This window comes from Nocardia sp. NPDC024068, assembly GCF_040638875.1.
Lineage (GTDB): Bacteria > Actinomycetota > Actinomycetes > Mycobacteriales > Mycobacteriaceae > Nocardia.
Window position 1 is genome coordinate 20,041 of sequence record NZ_JBEZYU010000050.1, and the last position, 22,695, is coordinate 42,735.

General features: G+C 70.2%; 21 protein-coding genes and 1 tRNA gene. 9 read left to right on the forward strand and 13 right to left on the reverse strand.

Annotation, left to right across the window (positions count from 1 at the left end):
- Positions 1-96 precede the first annotated feature (96 nt).
- Genes egtD through egtA form a run of 4 tightly spaced genes read right to left on the reverse strand, consistent with a single transcriptional unit; the run spans position 97 to position 4,672 of the window.
- On the reverse strand, positions 97-1,068 hold the full coding sequence (gene egtD, locus AB0F41_RS25775; RefSeq protein WP_357428068.1) for an L-histidine N(alpha)-methyltransferase: 972 nt from the start codon (positions 1,066-1,068) through the stop codon (positions 97-99).
- Positions 1,065-1,895, reverse strand: a complete 831-nt coding sequence (egtC, locus tag AB0F41_RS25780) for an ergothioneine biosynthesis protein EgtC (protein ID WP_357428070.1) — start codon at positions 1,893-1,895, stop codon at positions 1,065-1,067. Before egtC ends, egtD begins: the two co-directional genes overlap by 4 nt.
- The gene (gene egtB / locus AB0F41_RS25785; RefSeq protein ID WP_357428072.1) at positions 1,895-3,235 is read right to left on the reverse strand and encodes an ergothioneine biosynthesis protein EgtB; all 1,341 of its coding nucleotides are present in this window, start codon (positions 3,233-3,235) and stop codon (positions 1,895-1,897) included. Before egtB ends, egtC begins: the two co-directional genes overlap by 1 nt.
- Positions 3,236-3,295: 60 nt before the next feature.
- The gene (egtA, locus tag AB0F41_RS25790; RefSeq protein ID WP_357428074.1) at positions 3,296-4,672 is read right to left on the reverse strand and encodes an ergothioneine biosynthesis glutamate--cysteine ligase EgtA; all 1,377 of its coding nucleotides are present in this window, start codon (positions 4,670-4,672) and stop codon (positions 3,296-3,298) included.
- A 254-nt stretch (positions 4,673-4,926) separates the two neighbouring features.
- On the opposite strand from egtA, the gene AB0F41_RS25795 reads away from it, so the two are divergent.
- Positions 4,927-6,099, forward strand: coding sequence for an aminotransferase class V-fold PLP-dependent enzyme (locus AB0F41_RS25795; protein WP_357428076.1), 1,173 nt, complete (start codon positions 4,927-4,929; stop codon positions 6,097-6,099).
- Positions 6,100-6,233: 134 nt separating this feature from the next.
- On the opposite strand, the gene AB0F41_RS25800 is transcribed toward AB0F41_RS25795, so the two are convergent.
- Complete coding sequence (locus AB0F41_RS25800; RefSeq protein ID WP_357428078.1) at positions 6,234-7,037, reverse strand: hypothetical protein; 804 nt, start codon at positions 7,035-7,037, stop codon at positions 6,234-6,236.
- 96 nt (positions 7,038-7,133) lie between these two features.
- Positions 7,134-7,670, reverse strand: a complete 537-nt coding sequence (locus tag AB0F41_RS25805) for a lipoprotein LpqH (RefSeq protein ID WP_357428080.1) — start codon at positions 7,668-7,670, stop codon at positions 7,134-7,136.
- A gap of 150 nt (positions 7,671-7,820) precedes the next feature.
- Between AB0F41_RS25805 and AB0F41_RS25810 the strand changes: the two genes are divergently transcribed.
- From AB0F41_RS25810 to AB0F41_RS25825, 4 genes are read left to right on the forward strand one after another with little or no spacing between them, the layout of a single operon-like run.
- Positions 7,821-9,152, forward strand: a complete 1,332-nt coding sequence (locus AB0F41_RS25810) for a hypothetical protein (RefSeq protein ID WP_357428108.1) — start codon at positions 7,821-7,823, stop codon at positions 9,150-9,152.
- Positions 9,152-10,312: a hypothetical protein gene (locus AB0F41_RS25815; RefSeq protein WP_357428082.1), complete on the forward strand. Its 1,161-nt coding sequence runs from the start codon at positions 9,152-9,154 to the stop codon at positions 10,310-10,312. The genes AB0F41_RS25810 and AB0F41_RS25815 overlap by 1 nt, the downstream gene beginning before the upstream one ends.
- A 1-nt stretch (position 10,313) precedes the next feature.
- Positions 10,314-11,828 carry a tetratricopeptide repeat protein gene (locus AB0F41_RS25820; RefSeq protein ID WP_357428084.1) on the forward strand — a complete coding sequence of 505 codons (1,515 nt, stop codon included), beginning with the start codon at positions 10,314-10,316 and terminating at the stop codon, positions 11,826-11,828.
- A 40-nt stretch (positions 11,829-11,868) separates the two neighbouring features.
- Positions 11,869-13,122 (forward strand): CHAT domain-containing protein, encoded by a 1,254-nt coding sequence (locus tag AB0F41_RS25825; RefSeq protein WP_357428086.1) that lies wholly within the window; start codon positions 11,869-11,871, stop codon positions 13,120-13,122.
- 34 nt (positions 13,123-13,156) lie between these two features.
- Here AB0F41_RS25825 and AB0F41_RS25830 read toward each other — a convergent pair whose 3' ends face one another.
- Complete coding sequence (locus tag AB0F41_RS25830; RefSeq protein WP_357428088.1) at positions 13,157-14,065, reverse strand: NADP-dependent oxidoreductase; 909 nt, start codon at positions 14,063-14,065, stop codon at positions 13,157-13,159.
- 114 nt (positions 14,066-14,179) lie between these two features.
- On the opposite strand from AB0F41_RS25830, the gene AB0F41_RS25835 reads away from it, so the two are divergent.
- Entirely contained in the window at positions 14,180-14,659 is a 480-nt protein-coding gene (locus tag AB0F41_RS25835) for a helix-turn-helix domain-containing protein (RefSeq protein WP_357428090.1), read from the forward strand.
- A gap of 161 nt (positions 14,660-14,820) precedes the next feature.
- A complete protein-coding gene (locus AB0F41_RS25840) occupies positions 14,821-15,240 on the forward strand; it encodes a hypothetical protein (protein WP_357428092.1) in 420 nt (139 codons plus the stop codon).
- A gap of 50 nt (positions 15,241-15,290) precedes the next feature.
- Here the strand turns inward: AB0F41_RS25840 and AB0F41_RS25845 are convergent, their stop codons facing one another.
- The 6 genes from AB0F41_RS25845 to AB0F41_RS25870 form a co-directional block, all read right to left on the reverse strand.
- Positions 15,291-16,208 carry a ribonuclease Z gene (locus AB0F41_RS25845; protein ID WP_357428094.1) on the reverse strand — a complete coding sequence of 306 codons (918 nt, stop codon included), beginning with the start codon at positions 16,206-16,208 and terminating at the stop codon, positions 15,291-15,293.
- 138 nt (positions 16,209-16,346) lie between these two features.
- Positions 16,347-17,615 carry a hypothetical protein gene (locus AB0F41_RS25850; RefSeq protein WP_357428096.1) on the reverse strand — a complete coding sequence of 423 codons (1,269 nt, stop codon included), beginning with the start codon at positions 17,613-17,615 and terminating at the stop codon, positions 16,347-16,349.
- A 66-nt stretch (positions 17,616-17,681) separates the two neighbouring features.
- On the reverse strand, positions 17,682-17,930 hold the full coding sequence (locus tag AB0F41_RS25855) for a hypothetical protein (protein WP_357428098.1): 249 nt from the start codon (positions 17,928-17,930) through the stop codon (positions 17,682-17,684).
- 120 nt (positions 17,931-18,050) lie between these two features.
- The gene (locus AB0F41_RS25860) at positions 18,051-19,031 is read right to left on the reverse strand and encodes a ribose-phosphate diphosphokinase (protein ID WP_357428099.1); all 981 of its coding nucleotides are present in this window, start codon (positions 19,029-19,031) and stop codon (positions 18,051-18,053) included.
- A 15-nt stretch (positions 19,032-19,046) separates the two neighbouring features.
- Positions 19,047-20,519, reverse strand: a complete 1,473-nt coding sequence (gene glmU, locus AB0F41_RS25865; protein ID WP_357428101.1) for a bifunctional UDP-N-acetylglucosamine diphosphorylase/glucosamine-1-phosphate N-acetyltransferase GlmU — start codon at positions 20,517-20,519, stop codon at positions 19,047-19,049.
- Positions 20,520-20,562: 43 nt separating this feature from the next.
- Positions 20,563-20,633 (reverse strand) — tRNA-Gln (locus AB0F41_RS25870).
- A gap of 332 nt (positions 20,634-20,965) precedes the next feature.
- Here AB0F41_RS25870 and AB0F41_RS25875 point away from each other — a divergent pair.
- Both AB0F41_RS25875 and AB0F41_RS25880 read left to right on the forward strand, forming a co-directional pair.
- Positions 20,966-21,625, forward strand: coding sequence for a TetR/AcrR family transcriptional regulator (locus AB0F41_RS25875; RefSeq protein WP_357428110.1), 660 nt, complete (start codon positions 20,966-20,968; stop codon positions 21,623-21,625).
- Positions 21,626-21,790: 165 nt separating this feature from the next.
- Entirely contained in the window at positions 21,791-22,438 is a 648-nt protein-coding gene (locus AB0F41_RS25880; protein ID WP_357428104.1) for a ScbR family autoregulator-binding transcription factor, read from the forward strand.
- Positions 22,439-22,695 lie beyond the last annotated feature (257 nt).

Sequence of the window (22,695 nt, forward strand, 5' to 3'; positions counted from 1 at the left end):
AGTCTCCGGACTCGCCGGGGCGGTTCACAAGCCCACCCCCACCTTCACGAGTGTGGTCCATTCAAAACCGACCATTCGACCTCGTTGCCCCCCGGCTCAAACCCGGGCCGCGAGAACAAGTGCGAATCGATCATCGGGATCGGTCCACGCATGCTCCAGCACGAAACCCGCCCCCCGGAGTTCCTCGCCGAGCCCCTCCAGCCGGAATTTCGCCGAGATCTCGGTGCGCATCTGCTCACCGCGGGCGAAGCGCACGGTGAGCCCGAGGTCGGCGACCGTGACAGTGGTATCCACCGTCGACTCCAGCCGCATCTCGATCCATTCGTTGTCCGGATCCCAGTGCGCGATATGACGGAACGCCTCAGGTTCGAAATCCGCGCGCAGCCGGGAATTGAGCACCCGCAGCACATTCCGGTTGAACTCCGCGGTTACGCCGGCCGCGTCGTCGTAGGCGGGGACGACGATCGCCGGATCCACCACCAGGCCCACGCCCAGCAGCAGCTGTTCACCGGGTTCGAGGACATCGTGGATACCGCCCAGGAATTCGGCACGTTCGGCGGGCACCATATTGCCCAGGGTGCCACCCAGGAAGGCGATCATCCGGCGGCCGCCGCGCGGCAGCGTCGCCAGGGTGTCGGTGAAATCGCTGACCACGCCGTGCACGGCCAGCCCGGGGAACTCCGCGGCGACCTCGGCCGCCGAAGCCCGCAGCGCCGAGGATGAAACATCCTGGGGGACATAGGTCTTCAGTGGGCCTTCGGTGGTGAGAGCGTTGAGCAGGATCCGCGTCTTGGCCGCCGACCCCGAGCCGAGTTCCACCAGCACCTCCGCCTGCGCGGTCCGCGCGATCGCGCCGGCCACACTGTCCAGCAGGGCCCGTTCGGTGCGGGTCGGGTAGTACTCGGGCAGGGCGGTGATCTGCTCGAACAGCTCACTGCCGCGGGCATCGTAGAACCATTTCGGAGGCAGCCATTTCGGGCTGTCGGTGAGGCCGCGCCGAGCGTCGGCGCGCAAAGCCGCGGTCAGGTCGGCGTCGGTGAGATGGACTTCTACGACGGGTTGGGTCATCGCGTCAGGCTTTCGGTCGAGGTGGATTCGGCCATTTCCAGGGATTCGATATGCAGGGCGCCGGGCTCGGCGTGGACCAGGCTGCGGTCGGGCAATGCCTGCCACCGGGGATCGTCGTCGTAGGGTTCGGATGCCAGGATGGCGAAATCGTCGGTTACCAACGCGGACAACGAGTGGTAGCAGGTGGTCGCCCACAATGCGTTGCCGTCGCCGAGCAGCAGATTGACCCGGGCGTCGGGCGCGTGGTGCACAATCGTCGTGATCAGCAGGCGTAAGGCGGTGCCGGGGGTTTCGGCGAGACCGGCGGGGGGTTCCGGGTCGAGCAGCCGGCGCAGCAGCACCCACAGCGCGGCCGAATCGGTCTGCGCTTCGGCCTCGAGGAGATGGCTGGTCTCGTAGCGGCGGGTCAGCCCGGCGCGGGTCGCGGCGACATCGAGATCCGACAGGACGGCGGTGAGCACCGTCCGCCACTGCGGGATCACCCCGTTGTGGCTGAACGCCCAGCGATCCCACAGCAGCGGCGCGCACGCGGAGCGGTCCAGTGGCATCCCGACGGTGGCCGAGCGCACCGCGGCGAGGACCGCGTGCGAGGTCAGTTGCGGCAGGACCTCTTCCACGGCCGGATCGGTCCAGATCGGGTCGGCGTTGCGGTAGCGCGTCACGGTGCCGTCGACCCACCACGCCACCCCGAATCCGTCGGCGTTGATGGTTCCGCCGCCGCGCATATCCCGGGGCGCCCACGACTGGGTGCGCAGCGAATGCGGGCCCCGCAGCACCAGATCACCCACCGGTACGACGGGACCCACATAGCCGAGATGCCTGCACATCAGGCCTCTTCCGGGCCCAGGGTGCGGGCCAGCCGGAACCCGGAGAAGATCTGCCGGCGGATCGGATGGTCCCAGTTGCGGAAGGTGCCGCGGCAGGCGACCGGGTCGGTCCCGAACGAGCCGCCGCGCAGGACCCGGTAATCGCCGCCGAAGAAGACCTCCGAGTACTCCCGGTACGGGAAGGCCCGGAATCCGGGATACGGATGGAATTCCGACGACGTCCACTCCCAGATATCGCCCATCAGCTGATGGACCCCGGCCGGTGAGGCGCCCGCCGGATACGCGCCGATCTCGGCGGGTTCCAGATGCCGCTGCCCGAGATTGGCCGTCCCCGGGCCGGGTTCGGTATCCCCCCACGGATAGGCGCGGGTGCGACCGGTGGTGGGGTCGAACCGGGCCGCCTTCTCCCATTCGGCTTCGGTGGGCAGACGTTTACCGGCCCAGTTCGCGTACGCCTCGGCCTCGAACCAGCACACGTGCACCACCGGTTGCTGCGGGCGCAGCGGACGCCGGACACCGAACACCCGGCGCCACCACTGCCCGTCGGAATCCCGCTCCCAGAACTGGGGCGCGGTGAGCCCGGCCTCGCGCCGATGCGACCAGCCGCGCGCCGACCACAGTTCGCGCCGGTCGTAGCCGCTGTCCTCGACGAAGGCGAGGTACTGCGCGTTGCTCACCGGGGCGGCATCGATCGCGAACGCCGCGACGTCGACCGGATGCGCGGGCCGTTCATTGTCGAGCGCCCATGGGTCGGTGGAGGTGCCCATGACGAATTCACCCGCCGGGATCACGACCTCGCCGCGGACGGCGGTGGCCGCGGCCGGCGGCGCCGGGGCCGACAGCACCGGAGCCCCGGCCCGGAGCTGATGGGTGGCGAGCATGGTCTCGTCGTGCTGCTGTTCGTGCTGGGCGATCATGCCGAACGCGAAACCGCCCGTCACCAGCTCGTCACCTCGTAACGGACTGCGTTCCAGGACATCCCACACCTTGTCGCGCACGGTGCCGGCGTAGCCGCGGGCCTGGCGCGGATCGAGTAGCGGCAGGCCGGGACGGTCGGAACGGGCGTGCCTGAACGCGTCGTAGAGTTCGTCGATATCGGCCCGGACCGCCTCCCGGCCGCCGACATCGCGCACCAGCCACAACTCCTCCTGGTTGCCGATATGGGCCAGATCCCAGACCAGCGGGCTCATCAGCGGAGAATGCTGCGCCGCGAGTTCGGCCTCGTCCACACAATCGGTGAGGGCCAGGGTGCGCTGCCGGGCCCGGGTCAGCGTCGCGGCGATGGTGTCGCGTAGCCGCTCGGTCTCGGTCCGGTCGGCGTTCGGATGGGCGATGGTCACGATGCTGCTCCGATCGACGGCGTGTGTTCGGTGGGACGGTCGCGGTGGTGGCCGGTGCGCTCATGCATCGCCGCCCCCGGGTGGTGTACCGGCGGCGCAGCGGCGCACCGCCGCGTGCAGGCCGGGATCGGCGGTCCGGTCGTGCGCGGCGGCGGCCTCCAGCACCGCGACGGCCGCGGCCCGCAGCTCCGGGTCGGCCAGGCCGTGGCGGGCGGCGGCGAGCCACCGGTCCGCGGTGCCCGCCGCGGCGGCGGTGGCGTCGGCGACCGCGTCCGGTGTGGACAGCAGGGCGTCGATCACCGTGATCGGCACGGTCCAGCCCCTACCGGGCTGGGCGTCGAGGTAGCGGACCTCGAAATGACCGCCGGGGCGCACCGGCGGGAACAGGGTGGTGAGGTGGTAGTCCAGATCGCCGATACCGGGGCGGCGGCCGATGGCATCGTCCAGATCGCCGGACAGCCAATCGGCGAACGTGGCATCCGGCGGCGCCGACCAGCCGCCCCGGGCATCCGGCTCCGGCCGCCGTACACACAGCAGCGGGGCGTCGAGGGCCCAGCGGGCATATCCGGTGACGGGGTCGTCCCATTCGGCGATCGGCGGGCACGCGCGGGCCGGGTCCAGATGCAGCCAGGTGCGCATCCGTTGTGAAGCCCACTGCCCGCCCGGCGCGCCGCGCAGCACGGGGGAGCAGGCGAACGCCGCGACCAGGGCGGGCCCCACGGCGTGCAGGGCCGTCCAGCGGGCGCCGAGTTCCGTTTCGTCGGCACCGGTATCGACGCTGACCTGTACCGCGGCGGTATTGCTCATCATGAGCCTGCCGAACGGGCCGATCCGGGCGAAGTAGTCCTCCATGGCCCGGTAGCGCGGCAGCCGCAGCTGACACCGAGGGTTGCGGGTGGGATCGGCGGCGGCGGCGACCATCCGGATCGACCGGCCGGCCAGCAGGGCCGCCAGCCGGTGCCGGTCCTCGTCCAGCCGGGCACACAGATCGGCGACGTCGGCGACGGCGGCGCTGGAGAGTTCGATCTGACCGCCGGGCTCGACGGTGACCCGGCTGCCGCCGGGGAGGGGAAGAGCGGGGGAATCCGGTGCGATCGACCGGGGAGCGTGCGGGCCGAGTGCCTGTGCGAGCAACTCGGTGGTGGGGCGTCGTCCGGCGAATGCGGAGTCCGGGGCCGGGCCGCCGCGGTGTTGCGGTGCGGTGCCGCCGGATCGTTGCCGGGATGCGGCGGCCGGGGCTTGCGGGGGGGTGGTGCGCGCGGCGCGGCCGCCTGCGTCGCACACCGTGAACCATTCGAGTTCGGCGCCGATGAGGCTCGGCGGGCCGAGCTTGAAACAGACCCCGCCGAGATAGGCTTCGGCGGCCGCACGGCTGGTCAGGGCCGGGTGTGGGTGTGAATCGCTGGTCCAGTCCGGGTGTTCGAGGGTGACCGCCATACCAACCTCCATGCGGCTCTCGCTTGCTGATCTCGCGTATCCGGTCGCCGGTACTGCAGGGCTCGTCTTCGATTGTCGGCCGGGATGCCGGACCGGGCCCGGGACCGACTCGGGCGCGGTGGCGGCCACGGGTGCGGCGCGCGTGGAATCCAGAGTAGCGACGGGGGCGGACACATTTTCGGCGCGAACGGGTCACGGATCCGGCACATCGGGCCGGATACCCGATACGACCGGCAGCGCCTAGGGTCGGTGACATGGTGGATGATCAGCGAGTACGTGCAGACACCCCGGGAGTCGGCACCGGATCGGTGTTCCTGGACAGCGCGGGATCCTCACTTCCGCCGCGGATCGTCACCGAGACCGTGATCACACATCTGCGCCGTGAAGCCGAGATCGGCGGGTACCGGGCCGCGAACGAACGTCTCGACGATCTGGCGGGCGTCAAGGACGCGATCGCGGCCCTCCTCAATGCCACCCCCGGCACCATCGCCCTCAGCGACAGTGCCACTCGCGCGTGGAGCGATTTCTTCTACGCGGTCCCGCTGCGCCCCGGCGACCGCATCCTGATCTCCGGCGCCGACTACGCCAGCAACGCCGTCGCGGCACTGCAGCGGGCCCGCGCCACCGGCGCCCGGGTGGAGCCGATCCCGAGCGACGAATGGGGCCGTATCGATCTCGACGCCCTGAGCGCGATGATGGACGAGCGGGTCCGGCTGGTGTCACTGCTGCATGTGCCCACCAACGGCGGCCTGGTGAATCCGGTCGCCGCGGCCGCGCGGATCGCGCGCGAGGGCGGGGCCCTGGTTGTGCTCGACGCCTGCCAGTCGGCCGGGCAGCTGCCACTGGATGTGGCCGAACTCGGTGTGGACGCGCTGTCGGCGACCGGCCGCAAATGGCTGCGCGGCCCCCGGGGCACCGGCTTCCTGTACATCCGGCCCGAATTGGTGGCCTCGCTGGAACCGTCCCGGCTCGATCTGCTGAGCGCCCGGTGGACCGGGCCGCAGGAATACCGGCTCGCCACCGACGCCACCCGGTTCGAGTTCTGGGAGCACGATGTGGCGGCCCGTCTCGGCCTCGGCGCGGCGGTGCGGTACCTTCTCGACCTCGGCCCGGACGATGTCTTTGCCGCGATCGCCGAGCGCGCCGGATATCTGCGGGGCGCGCTGGGTGAGCTGCCCGGGGTGACCGTCCGCGACCTCGGGGTGGAGCACAGCGGCATCGTCTCCTTCACCGTGGACGGGCTGGAACCGGTACAGGTCCGGGATCGTCTGCTCGGTGAGGACATCACGGTGAGCGTCAGCCACCGCGGCTCGACCCTGCTCGATATGTCCGCCCGCGGACTGGATTCGGTGGTGCGCGCCTCCCCGCACTATTTCGTGAGCCACCCGGAACTCGACCGATTCGCCGCCGCGGTCGCGGCGCTGTGAGGCCGCTGCGGTGTGCGGTGTGAGCCGGCCGGGCTTCGCGGCCCGGCGAAGCCCGTCGCGGTCCCGGTGCGGCCGCATTCTCCCCGAACACGAGTGAGCCCGTCTCCGGCCGGAGACGGGCCCGGATGCGCGGGTCAGGCGTTGACCGGGATGCTCAGCACCACTTCCCGCTCGTTCTCGGGCAGATAGTGGGCGGTCACGATCCGGCCCACCTGCACATTGCCGATCGCGGCCGGCGGCAGGAACTTCTCCGAGGAGGTGGTGAAGGTGCTGCCGTCGGGCCGGGTGACGGCCAGCCCCACGGCGACCAGCGAGTGACCGCCGCGGATCTCGCCGGGAACGGTCAGCGACTGCACCACCGCTTGCGCGGTGATCCCGCGGGCGGCGATATCGATCTTCTCGCGGGTCGTGAATCCCTTGCGGATCATCGACTCGTTCATCACCCGCTGGGCCGCGGCGCTGTCGCCGGAGAGGTCCAGTTGCACGATCCCGGGCCGGTCCGGCCGATAGCGCACCGGCAGGACCACGCCCGGGGTGAGCAACGCCAGTTCGGTCAGCGGCACGATCGTTTTCGCGGTCGCGTCGAATATTTTGCCGTCGGCCCCCTCGACGCTGAAGTCGATCCGGACCTGCGGCTGGTCGTTGAGGGTTACGCCGGTGTGCCCGAAGGATTTCACCGTGCCCAGCCCCAGCGGGGCGTCGCGGAACTCGCCGGTGTTGTTTCCTGTGAGGGCGGTGACGATACCGCTCGCGGTGAACGCGAAGGTCATGATCACCAGGGTGAGCGCGATGATCGGCAGGGCCAGGAACCCGTTGAGCCAGCCGAGGTAGGAGGGTTCCCACGCGCTGCCGGGCTCGTAGGTGAGCCCGTGCCAGAGGTAGGCGCCGACCGCGAGGGCGGCGAAGACGAGCGCGAGGGTACGCAGGGTGCGGATCATTATTTCTCCTGTGAGTGGTGGTCCGGATACCTGGCCACCGCGTCGCCCGGCCCGGTGGGACGGGCGACGCGGAGCCGGAGATCCGGGCCGAGGGGGTCAGCCGCCGACGACGTCCGAGCAGGCGAAGGTGATCTCGAAGGTCGCCGTGGCCGGTCCGGCCATCGGGTTGGTCATATCGGGCGCCCCGACGCCCTCACCGACGACGGTGTAGGTGTCGCCGTCCTTGGTGACCTTCGCCGACCCGCCCGGCTGCCCGTTGCCGTAACCGACGGCGTAGGGCATCCCGGCGGAGCCGCCCTGGCTGCCGGCGATACCGACGGCCTGAACCGTGGTGTCGTCGAGAATGGCCGCGCTCACGCTCAACTGGCCGTACTTGCTGTTGTCGGTATCGGTCAGCGCGAGCGCGAGGGTGTTGCCCTGCTTGGCGCAGGTGGTCTCGAAATCGGCTTCCAACGCCGCACCGTCGACCCGGGCGGCCGAGGATCCGCCGACGGGAGCGGTCTGGGTGGCGGCGGGGGTGCCCGGGGCCGGGGCTGCCGGGGCGCTCGCGGGGTCGTCGCCGCAGGCGGAGACCAGCAGGACCGCGGAGGCGGCGACGGTGCCGGCGGCGAGACGGAAGAGCTTGGCGTTCATGGTGTTTCCTGTTCTCTCGGTGATGCGGGCCCGGTGTCCGGGGCCGTTACGAGAAAAGTAGGAGCCGCGCGCCGCCTACCGATCCCAAGTTTTGCCCCGGCACCCCTGCCGGTACTCCGATAACCTGGGCACATGCGACGACCGCGGGCCATGGTGCTCGATGAGGTGTGGCGCGGTCTCGAGGGTGTGGAGGCGCTGAGCGGCCCGCACGGCGGTCCGCTGCGCCGGACCGTGAAAGCGATCCTCGACCCACTCGTCATCCGGCCGGTCCGGTACCCCGCCTGCGCGGGCGCGATCCTCACCGACGACGGCGCGACCCTGCTGGCGGCCCGGGTACACGCCCAGGCCGACGCGCTGCGCGCGACCGCGGCCTGGTTCACGCTGCTCAAACAGACTCGGCGCCGGCTGCGGATCACCGAGGGCAACGCTCAGGACCTGTACTTCCAGCGGTGTTTCGAACTCGCCGCGACCCGCGGCCATCCCGACCCGAACCGCGACAGGTTGCGGGCCGAAGCGGTGTTGCGGGAGATCCACGGCTTCGCCGCCGGACGCACCACCCAGGCGTTGCGGGAACATCTCACCGATCCGGCGCGGGCCGCGGAACTGGCGGATCTGCTCGGCAAGGCATGGCGTCGCAGGCCGCTCCCGCCCGCGATGCCGGTGGCTCGCGACGCGGGGCCGCGGCGGTTGCTCGACCACGCCGTCGGGACCCGCACCGGCCCCGATTCCGGCGCCGGTCGCAGGCTGTTGCGTGAGCTTGCCGCCACGAACGCGGGCACCCATTCCGGGATCGAACTGTGGCGCGGGCAGGGCGCCGCCTACGACGCGAACGTCTTCGGGCTGACCAGGCATCCGCTTCCGCGCCGCCCCGAGCTGGGGGAGTCGGCCTCCACGGCCGGGCTGGGCGCGCCCTTCGACCGGACGGTCTGCGAACGGGTGTTCACGGTGCTGCAGGTCTCGACCGAACGCGGCGAACTGCCGCCGATCCCGGACCTGGTCACCACCGAGATCGCCCGCAGCTGCGCCCCGTGGGCCCTGCTCGGCGAATCGCTGCGGGTGACCGCGGCGACGGGGGTGGAACTAGCTCTCGGGCTGGCACCGATCGGCGGGCCGGCCAGCGGGTCGCCCGGGGACTCGGAGGCCCACCGGGTGATCAACAGCCGGTGGCAACGCGAGGCCTACGTACTGCAGGCGCGCCGGCTCGCGGTCCGGCAGGTGTCCGTGGACCCGCACCCGCTGGGCGATATCGCCGCCGACCTGCGGACCCCGTGGCGGCCGTACCTGCGGCGGCTGTGGGTCCGGCTGCACGGACGGGACGTGCGCGAGCTGCCTGTCACCGACCCCGGGGAACTGTGGGACCTGCTCGACGGGGTGGCCCGCTCGGTGGTGCTGGACCACCGGGCCAGGGTGCGGAAGGTGCTGAGCGCACGGGTCGTGAGCGCGGAGCCGGATTCCGAAACGGCCGAACCGAGGGCCGTGTGATGGCCGGGGCCGTCGTCGTCCGGCAGATCCGGCCGGACCTGTGGACCATCGCCCCGGCCGGCGCGCCGCTGACGACCGACCCCGATCCGGGCGTGGACACCGCAGTGCTCGAGGTGCGGGGCGGCCATCTGAGCTGGACCGTGCCGGACGACCCCTGGATTCCGGCCGCCACCCTGCACGATCTGGACGCCGCCCAGGAATGGCTGTGGGCCGTCTACGGCGCCGGGGTCGCGGTCGCCGCGGACGAGTACACCGGGCCGGTGGAATTGCCGGTGCGGCCCGAGCGGCCCGAGCTCGCCGCGGCGGTGCGCCGGCTCGGATACGCGCACTGGGCGGCGCGCTGGTGGCCCGCCTCGACCGTGGACGGTATCGCCGCACTGGATTCCGAAGTGCTGGAACAGGAGATCGCCGAGCTGACCGAGCTGTGCGAAGGCATCGTCGACGGCGCGGACGCGGTGGCCGCCACGGAAAGCCCATCGCCGGATACCGCCCCGCCCGGCCCGGCCGTGACGCCTGGAGACCGTATCTCCGCCCGGGCGGGCGACTACGCGCTGGCCGCGGGCGGGCCCGCGCGGAACGGGGCGCTCTCCCTCGGGCGTGGCAGTGGGGGCTGGGACTGGCGACTGTGCCCGGCCGGTGTCCTGGACGCCTCCGAACACGCGGTGTCCTGGGAACTCTTCCGGACCGCCGGTGCCACGACCGCGCGTATCGCGGCCCTTGCCGCACCGGGTGCGCCCGCCGCGGTGCCGGACCATCTGCGGCCGTTCGCCCGGCTCCGCACTCCGCTGGGGCCGGTGGAGATCGCGCTGGAACCCGGGGCCGACAGCTGGCTCGGGGAGGTGGCGGTACCGGCCGATACCGTGACGGCGGTCGAGATCTTCGTACCGGGGGTGGGCCCCGAGGAACTCTCCGGGCCGGCCGGCAATGTGACGGCGCCCGCCGATTCCGCGCCTGGCTCGGCGGAGGAACGAGCGGTGCGGGCCCGGAAGCGTATCCGCGACCTCGCGCGTACCCGGCTGCGATGGGCGGGAGCGCATACGGGTCCCGGCCCGGGGACACCCGGCGGGCGAAACGGGTCCGGCGCACCGGATCCGGAGTCGGCCACTACCGCCCCGCTGCGAGCGGAAACCGCTGCGGCCGAATCAGATTCGGATTTCTGAAATGAGCGATCAGGACAGTCCACCCGGCCTCGAGTTGCTCTACGAGGGCGCCGCCGCCTATCAGCGCGGTGAGGTGGCCGAGGCGTTGCGGATCTTCGAGCACGCCGTGCAGACCACCACCGACGGGGTCCGCACCAGCGCGCTGATCAACGCGGCGAGTATGTACGACGAACTCGGCGACCACCGTGGCGCCGCGGTCCGGTATCGGCGCGCGCTCGGCGAGATCCCGGGGGACGCTGTGGAGAAACGCGCCTCCACCCTGATCAACTATTCGCAGGCCCTGCAGCATCTGAGTGAGCTGGACGAAGCGCAGTCCGTACTGGAACAGGCGCGCGATCTGCTCGCCGACAGCACGGACCTCGGGGTGTTGCGGGTGTCGTGTCTGCTCTCGCTGACGGCGGTCGCCACCCACCGCGGCCGCTGGACCCGGGTCATCGAGATCGGCACCGAATCCCTGGACGCGGCCCTGCGTTTCGCGCCGCATCTGGCCGGGCATCCGCTGATGAACCTGGCCGGGGCCTACTTCGAGACCGGCCGCCGCGATCTCGGGGTGGATTTCGCCTATCAGGCGCTGTCGGCCTTCACCGCGGCCGGTGACCACAACGCGGTCGCCGATACCCAGCAGAATCTGGCCCAGATTCTCGCCCGGCTCGACCGCCCGGACGAGGCGGAGGAGCTGGCCCGGGCGAGTCAGGAGTACTACGAACGGGCCGGGCTCGGCTACCGGGCGGGCGTGGGCTGGAAAGTGCGTGGGTTCCTCGCCGAACGCCGCGGCGAATTCGATCCCGCCGCACAGTGGTACACCCGCAGTCTCGACTGTTTCGAGACCTCGGGCGCGGTCCTGGATTCGGCCGCGGTGCGCTGCCGGCTCGCCACCCTGGCCTACCTCCAGGGCCGGGTCGGCGAGGGGCAGCAACTGCTGGCGGCCGCGTTCACCGTGTACGCCGAACGCGGTCTCGGCCTGCATTGCGCCCAGCTCGACTATTGGCACGCGGCGCTGGTGGAGACAGTGGTCGACGATATGGAGACCCCCACCGCGGAATTGCTCGCGCTGGGGCGGGCCCTGGCGGTTCCCGCGGCGATCGCCATCGACGCGGTGCGCTACACCCTGCCCAACGGCGGCCAGCGTGACCAGTGGAACCGCGAGGTGGCCGATCCGGCGATCCGCCTGGCCTTCCGGTTCGCGAATCTCTGCGGCGACCGCCCGCTGCTCGCCGACCTCGTCGAAACACAATGCGCGGGAACGACCTTGGATCCCGGCCGGGCACGCGATACCGGCCGGGCGCAGTTCCCGCTGGACCTGCCGGATCCGCCGGTCGCGTCCGCCGAACCGGCCGGGCCACTGCATCTCGGCGCGGCGCTCGCGCATATCGCCGCGTCCGCCGGACTGCCGGTCACCCCGCCGCCGCGGCTGGCTGTGGGCCCCGGCGGACGTATCGCGCTCGCCGACCATCTCGCCGTCGCCGAACACCGATACGGATATCCGGTGCGGGAGAACAGGGTGATCCCCGTATGAACGGCTCCAGGGCCGGGCTCGCCGGCGTACGGAGGGGCGGATGACCGGCCGGCCCGCGGCGGTGGTGCGGATGGCCGACGCGGGCGATCTCTACGTGTCCTGGCGGTGGGACGGTGATTCCGCGCCACCGGGCATCGCGGTGCTGCCCGGCGCCGGAATCGACGCGGTGGTACGGGATCTCGCCGCGGCGCTACCCGATCCCCGGATACCCGATCGGCTCGAACAGGCCCTGACGACCGGGGCCTTCGCCGCCCCGGATACCGAGTACCGGCTGGCCCGCGACCTCTCCCGAGCGCTGCTGCCGTACGACCTCGCCGCGCAGCTGCACGCCCTGTACCGGCGGGGTGTGCGCCCGCTGATCCGGCTGCAACCGTCGCCCCGCGTCGCGCAGGTGCCCTGGGAAATCCTCGCTCCGGATCCGGCGGTGCGGTTACTCGACATCGCCGATATCGCGTTGCTGCCACCCGCGGGTGTGGTGCACGGGCCGAATCGCCGCCGCCGGCCCTGGACCGCCTCGCGGCATCTTCCGGTGGTGGCGGTGCTGGATCCACGGGTACCGGGGTTCCGCGCCGATTCCGCACTGGGCTCGGTACTGGGCCGGATGGACGGCACCGGCCCGCTCGCCGAGCGGATCGCGGCGCATCTGCGTACGGGCCGGCTGCGGCCGGAGGCCGGCGACGCGGTGACGATGTTCCGGCGTACCGATCTCGACCGGACCTGGTTGTCGCAGACCCTGCGCGGCGGTGCGTCCCGGTTGCTGTACGTCGGTCATGTCACCGCCGCGGCGCCGGAATCCGGGCAGAGCGAGAATGCCGAACTACATCTGGCGTGTACCGCGGAAACCGTCGGTTTCGCCGAACCGCAGCGCACCCATCGCCCGCTCTCGGCCAAGGATCTGCTGCTCGGCACCCATACGCTCGATCCGCGACCGGTCTCCGGGCAGGACCTGTGGCCGATCCCGGGCCGGGTCGCGCTCATCGCCTGTGAGAGCGGCGGCGATTCGCGTTTCACCGAAGCGCTCGGGCTGGTCGCCGCCATGATCACCGGCGGTGCCGAACTGGTCACCGCGACGCGCTGGCCGCTGCCCACCGATCTGGCGGTCCACATGTTCGGACAGGCCGGGGCCACCCCGCTGCAGGATGCCGTATGCGCCGTCGACGCCGCCCACGACGCCGCCGACCCGGTGCGGTCGCTGGCGCAATGGCAGTACGACCGGCTGCACGCCTGGCGTGCCACCGGCGCCGTCCACGATTCACCAGTGCTGTGGTCGGCGCCGGCCACCTTCGTCGCCTGAGCGTTCGACAACTGTGCGCGGTGGTGCCGTCCGGTCAGGGCGTGAGTACGAATTTGCCGCGAACACCGCCCTTGGCGACCTCACGGTGGGCGGTCGCGGCCTGCGCGAGCGGTACGACGGCATGTACGCGGGCGGGCAGGCGGCCGTCCGCCGCCGCCTCCAGCAGCTCGCCCAGCCGGGCGCCGTCGGGCCGTACCGAGACCGCTCCGGTGGTGATGTCACGTTCCGGCCGCGGCTCCTGACCCGGGCGGACCCCCAGGAAGCGACCTCCGTCGCGGACCAGGGCCAGGGCTTCCTCCTGGAGTACCGCGGGATCGGCGACGGCGTCGTAGCCCGGTGTGGCGGCCGTGGTGAAATCGGCGCCCAGCCCCCGGACGAAATCTTCGTCCTCGGCGCGGGCCAGACCGGTGACCCGCCAGCCCCGGGCGCGGGCGAGCGGGATCAGATAGCCGCCCACCGCGCCCGCCGCACCGGTCACCAGCAGGGTGCGGCCGTCGCCGTCACCGAGCAGATCGGCCAGTTGCGCCGCGGTGAGCCCGTTGAGCGGCACCGTGGCGGCGGTGGTCAGATCGAATCCGGCGGGCACCACCGCGATATCACCGGCGGCGACGATCAGTTGTTGCGCGTAGGTGCCGAGGTCTCGGTCGAACCCGCCGACCATGCCCGCGACCCGGGTGCCGACCGCCAGGCCGACTCCACTGCCGGCCTCGGCGACAACCCCGGCGAAATCGCTACCCAGACCGACGGGTCCGTCGCGGCCGATCAGCCCGAGCCGGTGGAACACACCGTCGGCGAGGGCCAGATCGACCGGGTTGACGGCGGCCGCGGCCACGGCGACCCGGACCTGGCCCGGCCCCGGGGCGGTCACGGGCGCCTCGAGGAAATCGACGGAATCGGGGCCGCCCGGTATGCGGACGACTGCTGCGCGAAAGGTGGTGGACATCGGGACTCCTCTGGAGATATCGAACCTGTTACTCCACAATGGACGGGTAACTCTCCAACAGGAAGTAGGCACCTGAAAGTTTGTAGGTCACCGTCAGGTAGGAAGGATTCGGCCATGCCCACGATGACGGCCGCTCAGCAGCGTGAGCTGGCCAAACAGGATTACGATGCGTTCTACGCCGACTGTCCCAGCCGCCGCCTGCTCGACCGGATCTCCGGAAAATGGGTGGCGCTGGTGCTGGCGGCTCTGGGTAGCGACGGACCCCATTCCGCTGGTGCATGCGCCGGGGAGCCGCGCGCCATGCGTTACTCGGAGTTGTCGCGCCGGCTGTCGGGGGTCAGCCAGAAGATGCTCACCCAGACACTGCGCGGCCTCGAAGCCGACGGTCTGCTCACCCGGACGATCACACCGACCGTGCCGGTCACCGTCACCTACGAGCTGACCGCGCTGGGTCTATCGCTGCAGGAGGTCATGCGGGGCATCAAATTCTGGGCCGAGGCACATATGGACGAGGTGCTCTCGCATCGCGAGCAATTCGAGCGCGGGGCGCCGGAGACCGTATCGCCCGCACCGCGGGCTCCGTCCTCTGAATAATCGCTCGTGCGGTGAACCCGCGCCGTGAGATGGCTCTGAAAGTCGTTATCGCGCCACGCTTTCGGTGTTCACCCCCGGTTGACAAAATTTCTCGCCGAACCCAGTTGTCGGCGGCCGGTGGCCGCTACGATGCCGCTGAAACGCATTCGGCAGGGGGTTGTATGAGTCTATTTTCCGCCGGGCCGCCGGTCACCGTGGCGGTGGGACAGCTGTGGTTCGACCGGGACCGGTGGCTACTCGTCGAATCCCTGGCCATCGACGGCGCGTTCGCGATGTGCCGGGTGGTGGCGAAACGGGTCGCCGACCGGGTCACCGCGCCCGGCAACTCCGTCCTGCTGCTGCGCTCCCAGTTGGTCGGCGAATGCGAACTCGCCGAATCCGTGCCCGCCGCGTCGCCGCCGGATTTCGCGGTGATCGGAATCGACCGCCGCGCCAAACGTATCCGGCTCGATGGCGCCGAATTCCCCTATCACGTAGTCAATGTGGGGCCCCGGGTGCGCCGCGATCCCGACGGGTCCGTCTCGGTCGTGGTCACCTTCCATGCCCGGGTGGTCGACGACCCGGACCTCACGGGCGAGTAGGGGCGCGGATTCCGTACTCGTCCGGCTCGAATCGGTTGCCGGGTAGCCGGTCACCGGCGGGGTGGCAGCGGTATCCGGTCCAGATCGGCCGCGACCACGATATCGCCGCCGAATTCCCGCCGCGCCTCGGCGAGGTGGGCCTCCGTGGTGCGATAGCGCTGAGAGAAATGGGTCAGAACCAGTTTCCGCACGCCCGCCGCGGCGGCGATACGGGCGGCCCCGGCGGCGGTGAGATGTCCGTATTCCGCGGCGATCTGCGCGTCGGTCTCGAGGAACGTCGCTTCGATCACCAGCATGTCCACCCCGGCGGCCAGTGCGCGGGCGCCGGGGCAGTCGCGGGTGTCCATCACGAAGGCGAAGCTCTGCCCCCGCTGGGGGACAGTTATCTCGTCGAGGGTCACCGTGCCTCCCCGCCAGGCGATTTCGCCCTCCCGCTGGAGCCGTCCGACCACGGGACCGGATAATCCGAATTCGGCCAGCCGCTCCGGGACGATCGAGCGGAAGTCCGGTTCGGTCAGACGATATCCGAACGCCTCGATCGGATGATCGAGGCGTTCGGCGGTGAGGCCGAAAGGCGCGCCGGGTGCCGGTAGCGGACCGGGCCGGGTGATCGGGTGCGCGCGCAGATCGACGGTCCGGTGGTAGGCGGTCGCCGTGCACAGGTTGTCGAAGTACCGTTGTCCCGACTCCGGATAGTAGGCGTCGATCGGATGCGGAACCCCGTCGAGATTGATCCGCTGCACCACCCCGGCCAGCCCCAGACTGTGATCGCCGTGGAAATGGGTTATCGCGATCCGGGTCAGATCGGTGGCCGAGACACCGGCGTGGATCATCTGCCGCTGGGTGCCCTCGCCGGGATCGAAGAGCACGGCCTCGGCGCCCCAGCGCAGCACATAGCCGTTGTGGTTGCGCCGGGCGGTCGGCACCTGGCTCGCGGTACCGAGCACCACGAGTTCACGCTGCGACATCTAGTCGCGCGGGGGCCCGGACGCCGGTGCGGGCCGACCGGTCGGATACGGGATGGACATGACGTCGACCCTATCGTCCGCGCCCGGTCCGGGCGCCGGCTTCGGCTCCCTCGCACCGGGTGCGGGGCGGGCCCGGTGTCAGCCGGATGATTCGTTGGGCACCATATCCGCCCCGGTGACCAGCAGCCCGAGCAGCAATCCCGCCGCCAGGCATACCGCCGCCGCGATGGCCGCCCATTTACCCAGCGACTCACCCCGCATATGTCCCACCACACCGAGGATGATCCCGGCGGGACCGAACAGGATGGGACAGAACAGCAGGGAGATTCCGGCGCAGACGAAGCCGATGATCGACAGGATCTGCGGGCCGGTGCGTTCCGGCGGCTGCGTGGCGCCGTAGGGCTGATACTCCTGCTGCGGATAGGCGGGATAGCCGCCGGGCGGTTGCTGCGTGCCGCCCCACCCCGGTTGCGCGCCCGGCTCACCACTCCAACCGGGCTGTTCGCCGCCCTGCCATCCCGCTTGTTCCGGGTAACCGCCCTGCGACGGGTACGGGGTCCCGCCGCCTGCCGACGGATACGGCGTACCGCCGCCCTGCGACGGATAGGGGGTACCGCCCTGCGACGGGTAGGGCGTGCCGCCCTGCGACGGGTAGGGCGTGCCGCCCTGCGACGGATAAGGTGTGCCGCCGCCCTGCGACGGGTAAGGGGTGCCACCACCCTGCGACGGGTAGGGAGTGCCGCCGCCCTGCGACGGATACGGGCCGCCACCTTCCTGGGGGTAGGGCGTGCCGCCCTGGGGATAACCGTGCGGTGACCACTGCGACCCCGAGTACTGCCCGCCGGGCGACTGCGGCTGCCAGGCCTGACCCGGCGACTGCTCCTCGGGCCGGGCCGACCACGCCTGCGGTGGCACCTCGCCGCCTGCCGAGCCCGCGCCGGGCTCCTGCTCCGGTGCACCGGTACCGGGCTCCCACCCCTGCGCGAACGCGGCGCTGCCCTTGTCCGGGTCCGGCCGCTGCCCGCCGGGGGGTTCCTCGGTACGGGGCCGGTCCGCGCTCGGCCGGGTTTCCCGATGCAGGATCTTCGGAAGGTATTCGGTGGGCGGGTCGTGGGGCGAGGGTTGCGCGCCGCCCGCGGCGGCCTGGTCACCGCCGGCACCGGGTTCCGGGTTCTCCCCGGCGGCCTGCGGTGCACTCGGCGTGAGCGGAGAATCCGCCGAGCGGTCGGGTGCGTTCGCGGCGGTCCGGGGATCGTCCGGCGGCTGCGGGGCACCGGAGACCGGGAACGGCTCCTCGCCCGGCTCCCGGGACCGATCCGGGGAATCCGGATCGTCCCCGGTGGCGGATCCGGGGTGCTCGTCCTGCGGATCTTCGCCGCCGTATCGCGGGTCCTGCGGTGTACTCATCGCGTCTCCTCGTTCGTATCGTCGAGGGCTCGGAAGTCGGTACCGCGGTGCGGGCGCAGCGCGCTGTCAGTGCTCGGGTTCCTCCTCGATATGGATGGCGGCAGCCTCGGCGGGGCGGTCGTCGGGGGCGGGACGACGCCGGCGGCCCTGCTCCTGCGCCAGCTCCTCGGTGATCCCGAGGCGGCCGTCGTCATCGTTCTCTCGATAACGAATGCGCAGGTCGGCGGGCGGGTCCTCGATATAGCGTTCGTAGGCGCGGACCTCGTCCTCCTGGTCGTCATCGCCCATATCGGGGTTCTGGGATTCACGATCCATACCAACCAGTATGCGCCGATGCGGGGCCCGGTACAGGGACCGCGGCAGCCGGTGTCGAAGACCGTCCGAGACGGCGAACGGCCCCGGACCACCAGGTCCGGGGCCGTTCGCCGAAAAGAATCAGGCGTTGCCGTTGAACAGGCCCGTCACCGAACCGTTCTCGAACACCTCGCGGATCGTGCGGGCCAGCAGCGGCGCGATGGACAGCACCGTGAGCTGCGGGAACTTCTTGTCCTCGGTGATCGGGAGGGTATTGGTCACCACAACCTCCCGGGCGCCGCAGGACGTCAGCCGCTCGGCGGCGGGAGCGCTGAGCACACCGTGGGTCGCCGCGATCACCACATCGCCGGCACCGGCCTCCTTCAGCACATTCACCGCGCCGGCGATGGTGCCGCCGGTATCGATCATATCGTCGATGAGGATGCAGGTACGGCCCTCGACGGAGCCGACCACCCGGTTCGACTTCACCTGGTTCGGGACCAGCGGGTCACGGGTTTTGTGGATGAAGGCCAGCGGGGCGCCGTCCAGCGAATCCGCCCACTTCTCCGCCACCCGGACCCGGCCGGAATCGGGGGAGACGACGGTGATGTTGTCGAGGCTGTAGTTGTTGCGCACGTACTCGGCGAGTTGCAACTGAGCGTGCATATGGTCGACCGGGCCGTCGAAGAAACCCTGGATCTGATCGGTGTGCAGGTCGACCGTGACGATCCGGTCGGCACCCGCGGTCTTCAGCAGATCGGCGACCAGGCGGGCGGAGATCGGCTCCCGGCCGCGATGCTTCTTGTCCTGGCGGGCGTAGGGGTAGAACGGCAGAATCGCGGTGATGCGCTTGGCCGACCCGCGCTTGAGCGCGTCGATCATGATCAACTGTTCCATCAGCCACTGGTTCAGCGGCGCCGGAAAGCTCTGCAGAACGAAGGCGTCGGAACCGCGTACCGACTCCTCGAAACGGACGAAGATCTCCCCGTTCGCGAAATCACGCGCGATCTGCGGGGTGACATGGACGTCGAGTTCCTTGGCCACCTGCTCGGCCAGTTCGGGGTGCGACCGTCCGGCGAAGAGCATCAGGTTCTTCTGGTTGTCGATCCATGACGCGGTCACTGCTGGTTGCCATCCTTAAGCTTTGTTGCCCGATCCGGTGTGCTCATCGGCCGCGAGCGCTTTCGCCGCCGCCTCCGCTGCAGCGGTACCCGGACGTTTCCGCTGCACCCAGTTCTCGATATTGCGCTGCGTTCCGCCGGATACGGCCAGCGCGCCCGGCGGGACGTCTTCCCGCAGCACAGTACCTGCTCCGGTATAGGCGCCGTCACCCACGGTCACCGGGGCAATGAACATCGTATCGCTGCCGGTTCGCACGTGTGAGCCAACCGTGGTCCGGTGCTTGTTCACCCCGTCGTAGTTCACGAACACACTGGATGCTCCGATGTTGCTGTGCTCGCCGATGGTCGCGTCGCCGATATAGGTGAGATGCGGGATCTTCGTGTACCGGCCGATCTCGACGTTCTTGGTCTCGACGAAGGCGCCGATCTTCCCGGACTCCCCGAGCGTGGTACCCGGGCGGAGATAACTGAAGGGGCCGACCGTCGCGAATGCGTCGATGGCCGCGCCCTCGCCATGGGTACGAATCACCTTGGCGCCGTCGCCGACCGAGCTGTTGGTGAGCGTGGTGTCCGGGCCGATCTCGGCGTCCTCCCCGATCGCGGTGGTGCCCAGCAGCTGGACGCCGGGGCGCACCACCGTGTCGCGGCCGATCCGCACATCGGTATCGATCCAGGTGGTGGCCGGATCGACGATGGTCACCCCGGCGCGCATATGGCGTTCCAGGATGTAGCGGTTGAGGGTGCGGGCCGCCGCGGCCAGCTGCACCCGGTCGTTCACGCCGGTGACCTTCGCCGAATCGACCAGCCGGGCGCCCTGCACCGGATGCCCGGCCTCGCGGGCGAGTTTCAGCACATCGGTCAGATAGAGCTCGTGCTGGGCGTTGGCGGTGGACAACCGGCCGAGCATGGTGCGCAGCACGGTGGCGTCGAACGCGTACACACCGGAGTTGACCTCACGGATCGCGGCCTGTTCCGGAGTCGCGTCGGCATGCTCGACGATCTCGGCGACCTCCCCGTCACCGTCGCGCACGATCCGGCCGTACCCGTTCGGGTCGTCGGGGACGAAGGTCAGGACGGTGACAGCGGGCCGCTCGGCATAGCTGCGATGCTCGTCCAGCAACGCGGACAAAGTATGACCGTCGAGGAGCGGGACATCCCCGGAGGTCACGATCACATCGCCGGTGAAATCACCGGGCAGCCCCGCCAGCCCGACCTGGACTGCATGCCCGGTGCCGAGCTGCTGTTCCTGCACCACCGGCACGATCACGCGGTCCAGTTCCGCGGCCACCGCCGCCGCCGCGGTGCCGACCTGTTCGCGATCGTGCCCGATCACCGTCACCAGATGATCGGGATCGATCGCGTGCGCTGCGTACAGCGCATGCGCCAGCATGCTGCGACCCGCGAGCGGGTGTAGCACCTTGGGCGTCTTCGACCGCATTCTCGTACCGGCACCTGCGGCGAGCACGATGACGGCGGTCTGCTGTGGCATTGATCTCCCTCGGGCCGACGATGGTCATCGTGCACGCGAGCTGCTCCGCCGCCAGGACTCGAACCTGAACTATCTGAACCAAAATCAGAGGTGCTGCCATTACACTACGGCGGACTGTCACACCGGTGGGTATCCCTACCACCCGCCGCTGTGCCCCGGCACGGCAACGATACTCGCATGCCACACCGGGATCCGTCGAACCGCGGGCCGTGGCGACACGCCGGGCGGGTGCTCCGACGCTTCCCGCCGTGCCCGCCCGGCCGACGGCCCCGCCCGGGTGACCCCGGCCGCCGCGGGTCTGAGACAGTTGATCTCGATGGTTTGGTCGGCCGATACGCAGTATCGGCGACCCCGGTAACCAGGGAGGCGGGAACGTGTCGTCGGGAGAACCGAGAACGGCCGGGGAGACCAGAGAGGTAACCGAGCAGGTCCGGGCACGGCAGCGGATGACCGGTACCCAGCGCCGGCAGCAGCTGATCGAGATCGGCCGCGCGCTGTTCGCCGAACGCGGCTACGACGCCACCTCCATCGAAGAGATCGCCCAGCGGGCCCAGGTGTCCAAGCCCGTCGTCTACGAGCACTTCGGCGGAAAAGAAGGGCTGTACGCCGTCGTCGTCGACCGCGAGATGTCGATGCTGCTGGATATGATCACCTCCTCGCTCACCAACAACCGATCGCGAGTGCGGCTCGAGCAGGTGGCGCTGGCGCTGCTCACCTATATAGAGCAGCGCACCGACGGGTTCCGCATCCTGGTGCGCGACCAGCCGGTGTCCTCCACCGACGGGCGCTACTCCAGTCTGCTCAACGAAGCGGTCAACCAGGTCGCGCATCTGCTCGGCGGCGACTTCGAACGCCGCGGCTTCGACACCAGCCTCGCCGGGCTCTACGCCCAGGCACTCGTCGGCATGGTCGCGACCACCGCCACCTGGTGGCTGGACGTGCGCAGTCCGTCCAAAGAGGTCGTGGCCGCACACCTGGTCAATCTGTGCTGGAACGGGCTCAGCCATCTCGAGGCCGACCCGCAGCTCAGCTCGGAATGGCCGGCCGCCGCCGGCCCGCCCCCGGCGAACTCGCCCGGCGGGCAGCAGAGTTCGGGCAACCGCTGATGAACGGCCCGCGAACTCCCGTGGGCCGTCGAATCGAGAGACGTAGCGAACACGGATGGTACGGTTCACCCATCCTTTGGGTGCTGTTCGGGCGGTGAGTCGGTCTACTTCGACAATGTCGGTCTACTTCAGGATGGCTGGTTATTGGGATGACAGGCGGGTCTGATGGCTAGGCAAGCGCGCGCGGAGATCACCCGCGATTCCGTCCTGGCGGGCGCTGCCGATGTCTTTCTGCGCTTGGGCTACGCCAATGCGAGCCTCAGCGAGATCATCGCGCAGTCCAACGTGACCAAGGGCGCCTTGTACTTTCACTTCGGGTCCAAAGAGGAACTCGCACGTGCGGTGGTGGATCAGGGCAACGAGCGGCTGACCGCCTCCTGCAAAGGATTCTTCGACTCCCGGGTGCCCGCACTGGAAGCCGCGATCGGTATCACCTATGTGGTGGCGGACCTCTCCATGAACGACCCGATGGTCGGCGCCATGCTCAAACTGACCCACCAGATCGGCGACTACCGGGGCGCCAACGGCGACAATATCGCCAAACACTGGGGCGAGACCTACCGCCACCTCGCGGAGAAGGCGATCACCCAGGGGGACCTGGAACCCGACCTCGACCCGGACTCCATCGGGCTGCTGCTCTACGGGCTCACAACCGGAATCCATATCGTCGCGGTGGGGACGGAGTCGATCGACCAGATGGCGTCGCGGATGGAGCGGGCTTGGTATTTCCTGCTTCCGTCGATCGTTCCGGATGACAAGGTGTCGTACTTTCGGGAGTTCGCGGCAAGGCGGTTACGGCGATACGTGCCGTGATATCGAGGCGTTGACAGGGGTGGGGTGGTGACCCCGCTTGTAAAGGTGGGGAGGCAACCCCTGCTGGCCCAGGTCGGAAGCGACCTTGCTCGCCAAGGTGAGAAGGTGACCTCACTCGCCAAGGTGCTGTGTTTATTGGCGCGCTGGCGCGCGCGGGGTTCGGCACCCGAAGCGTCTGCTGTCAGCCCTCGAGACTCGTGGCTTCGCCACATAGAGTACCTCGGGAGTCGCAATCGGGCCATCAGCGACACACCTCC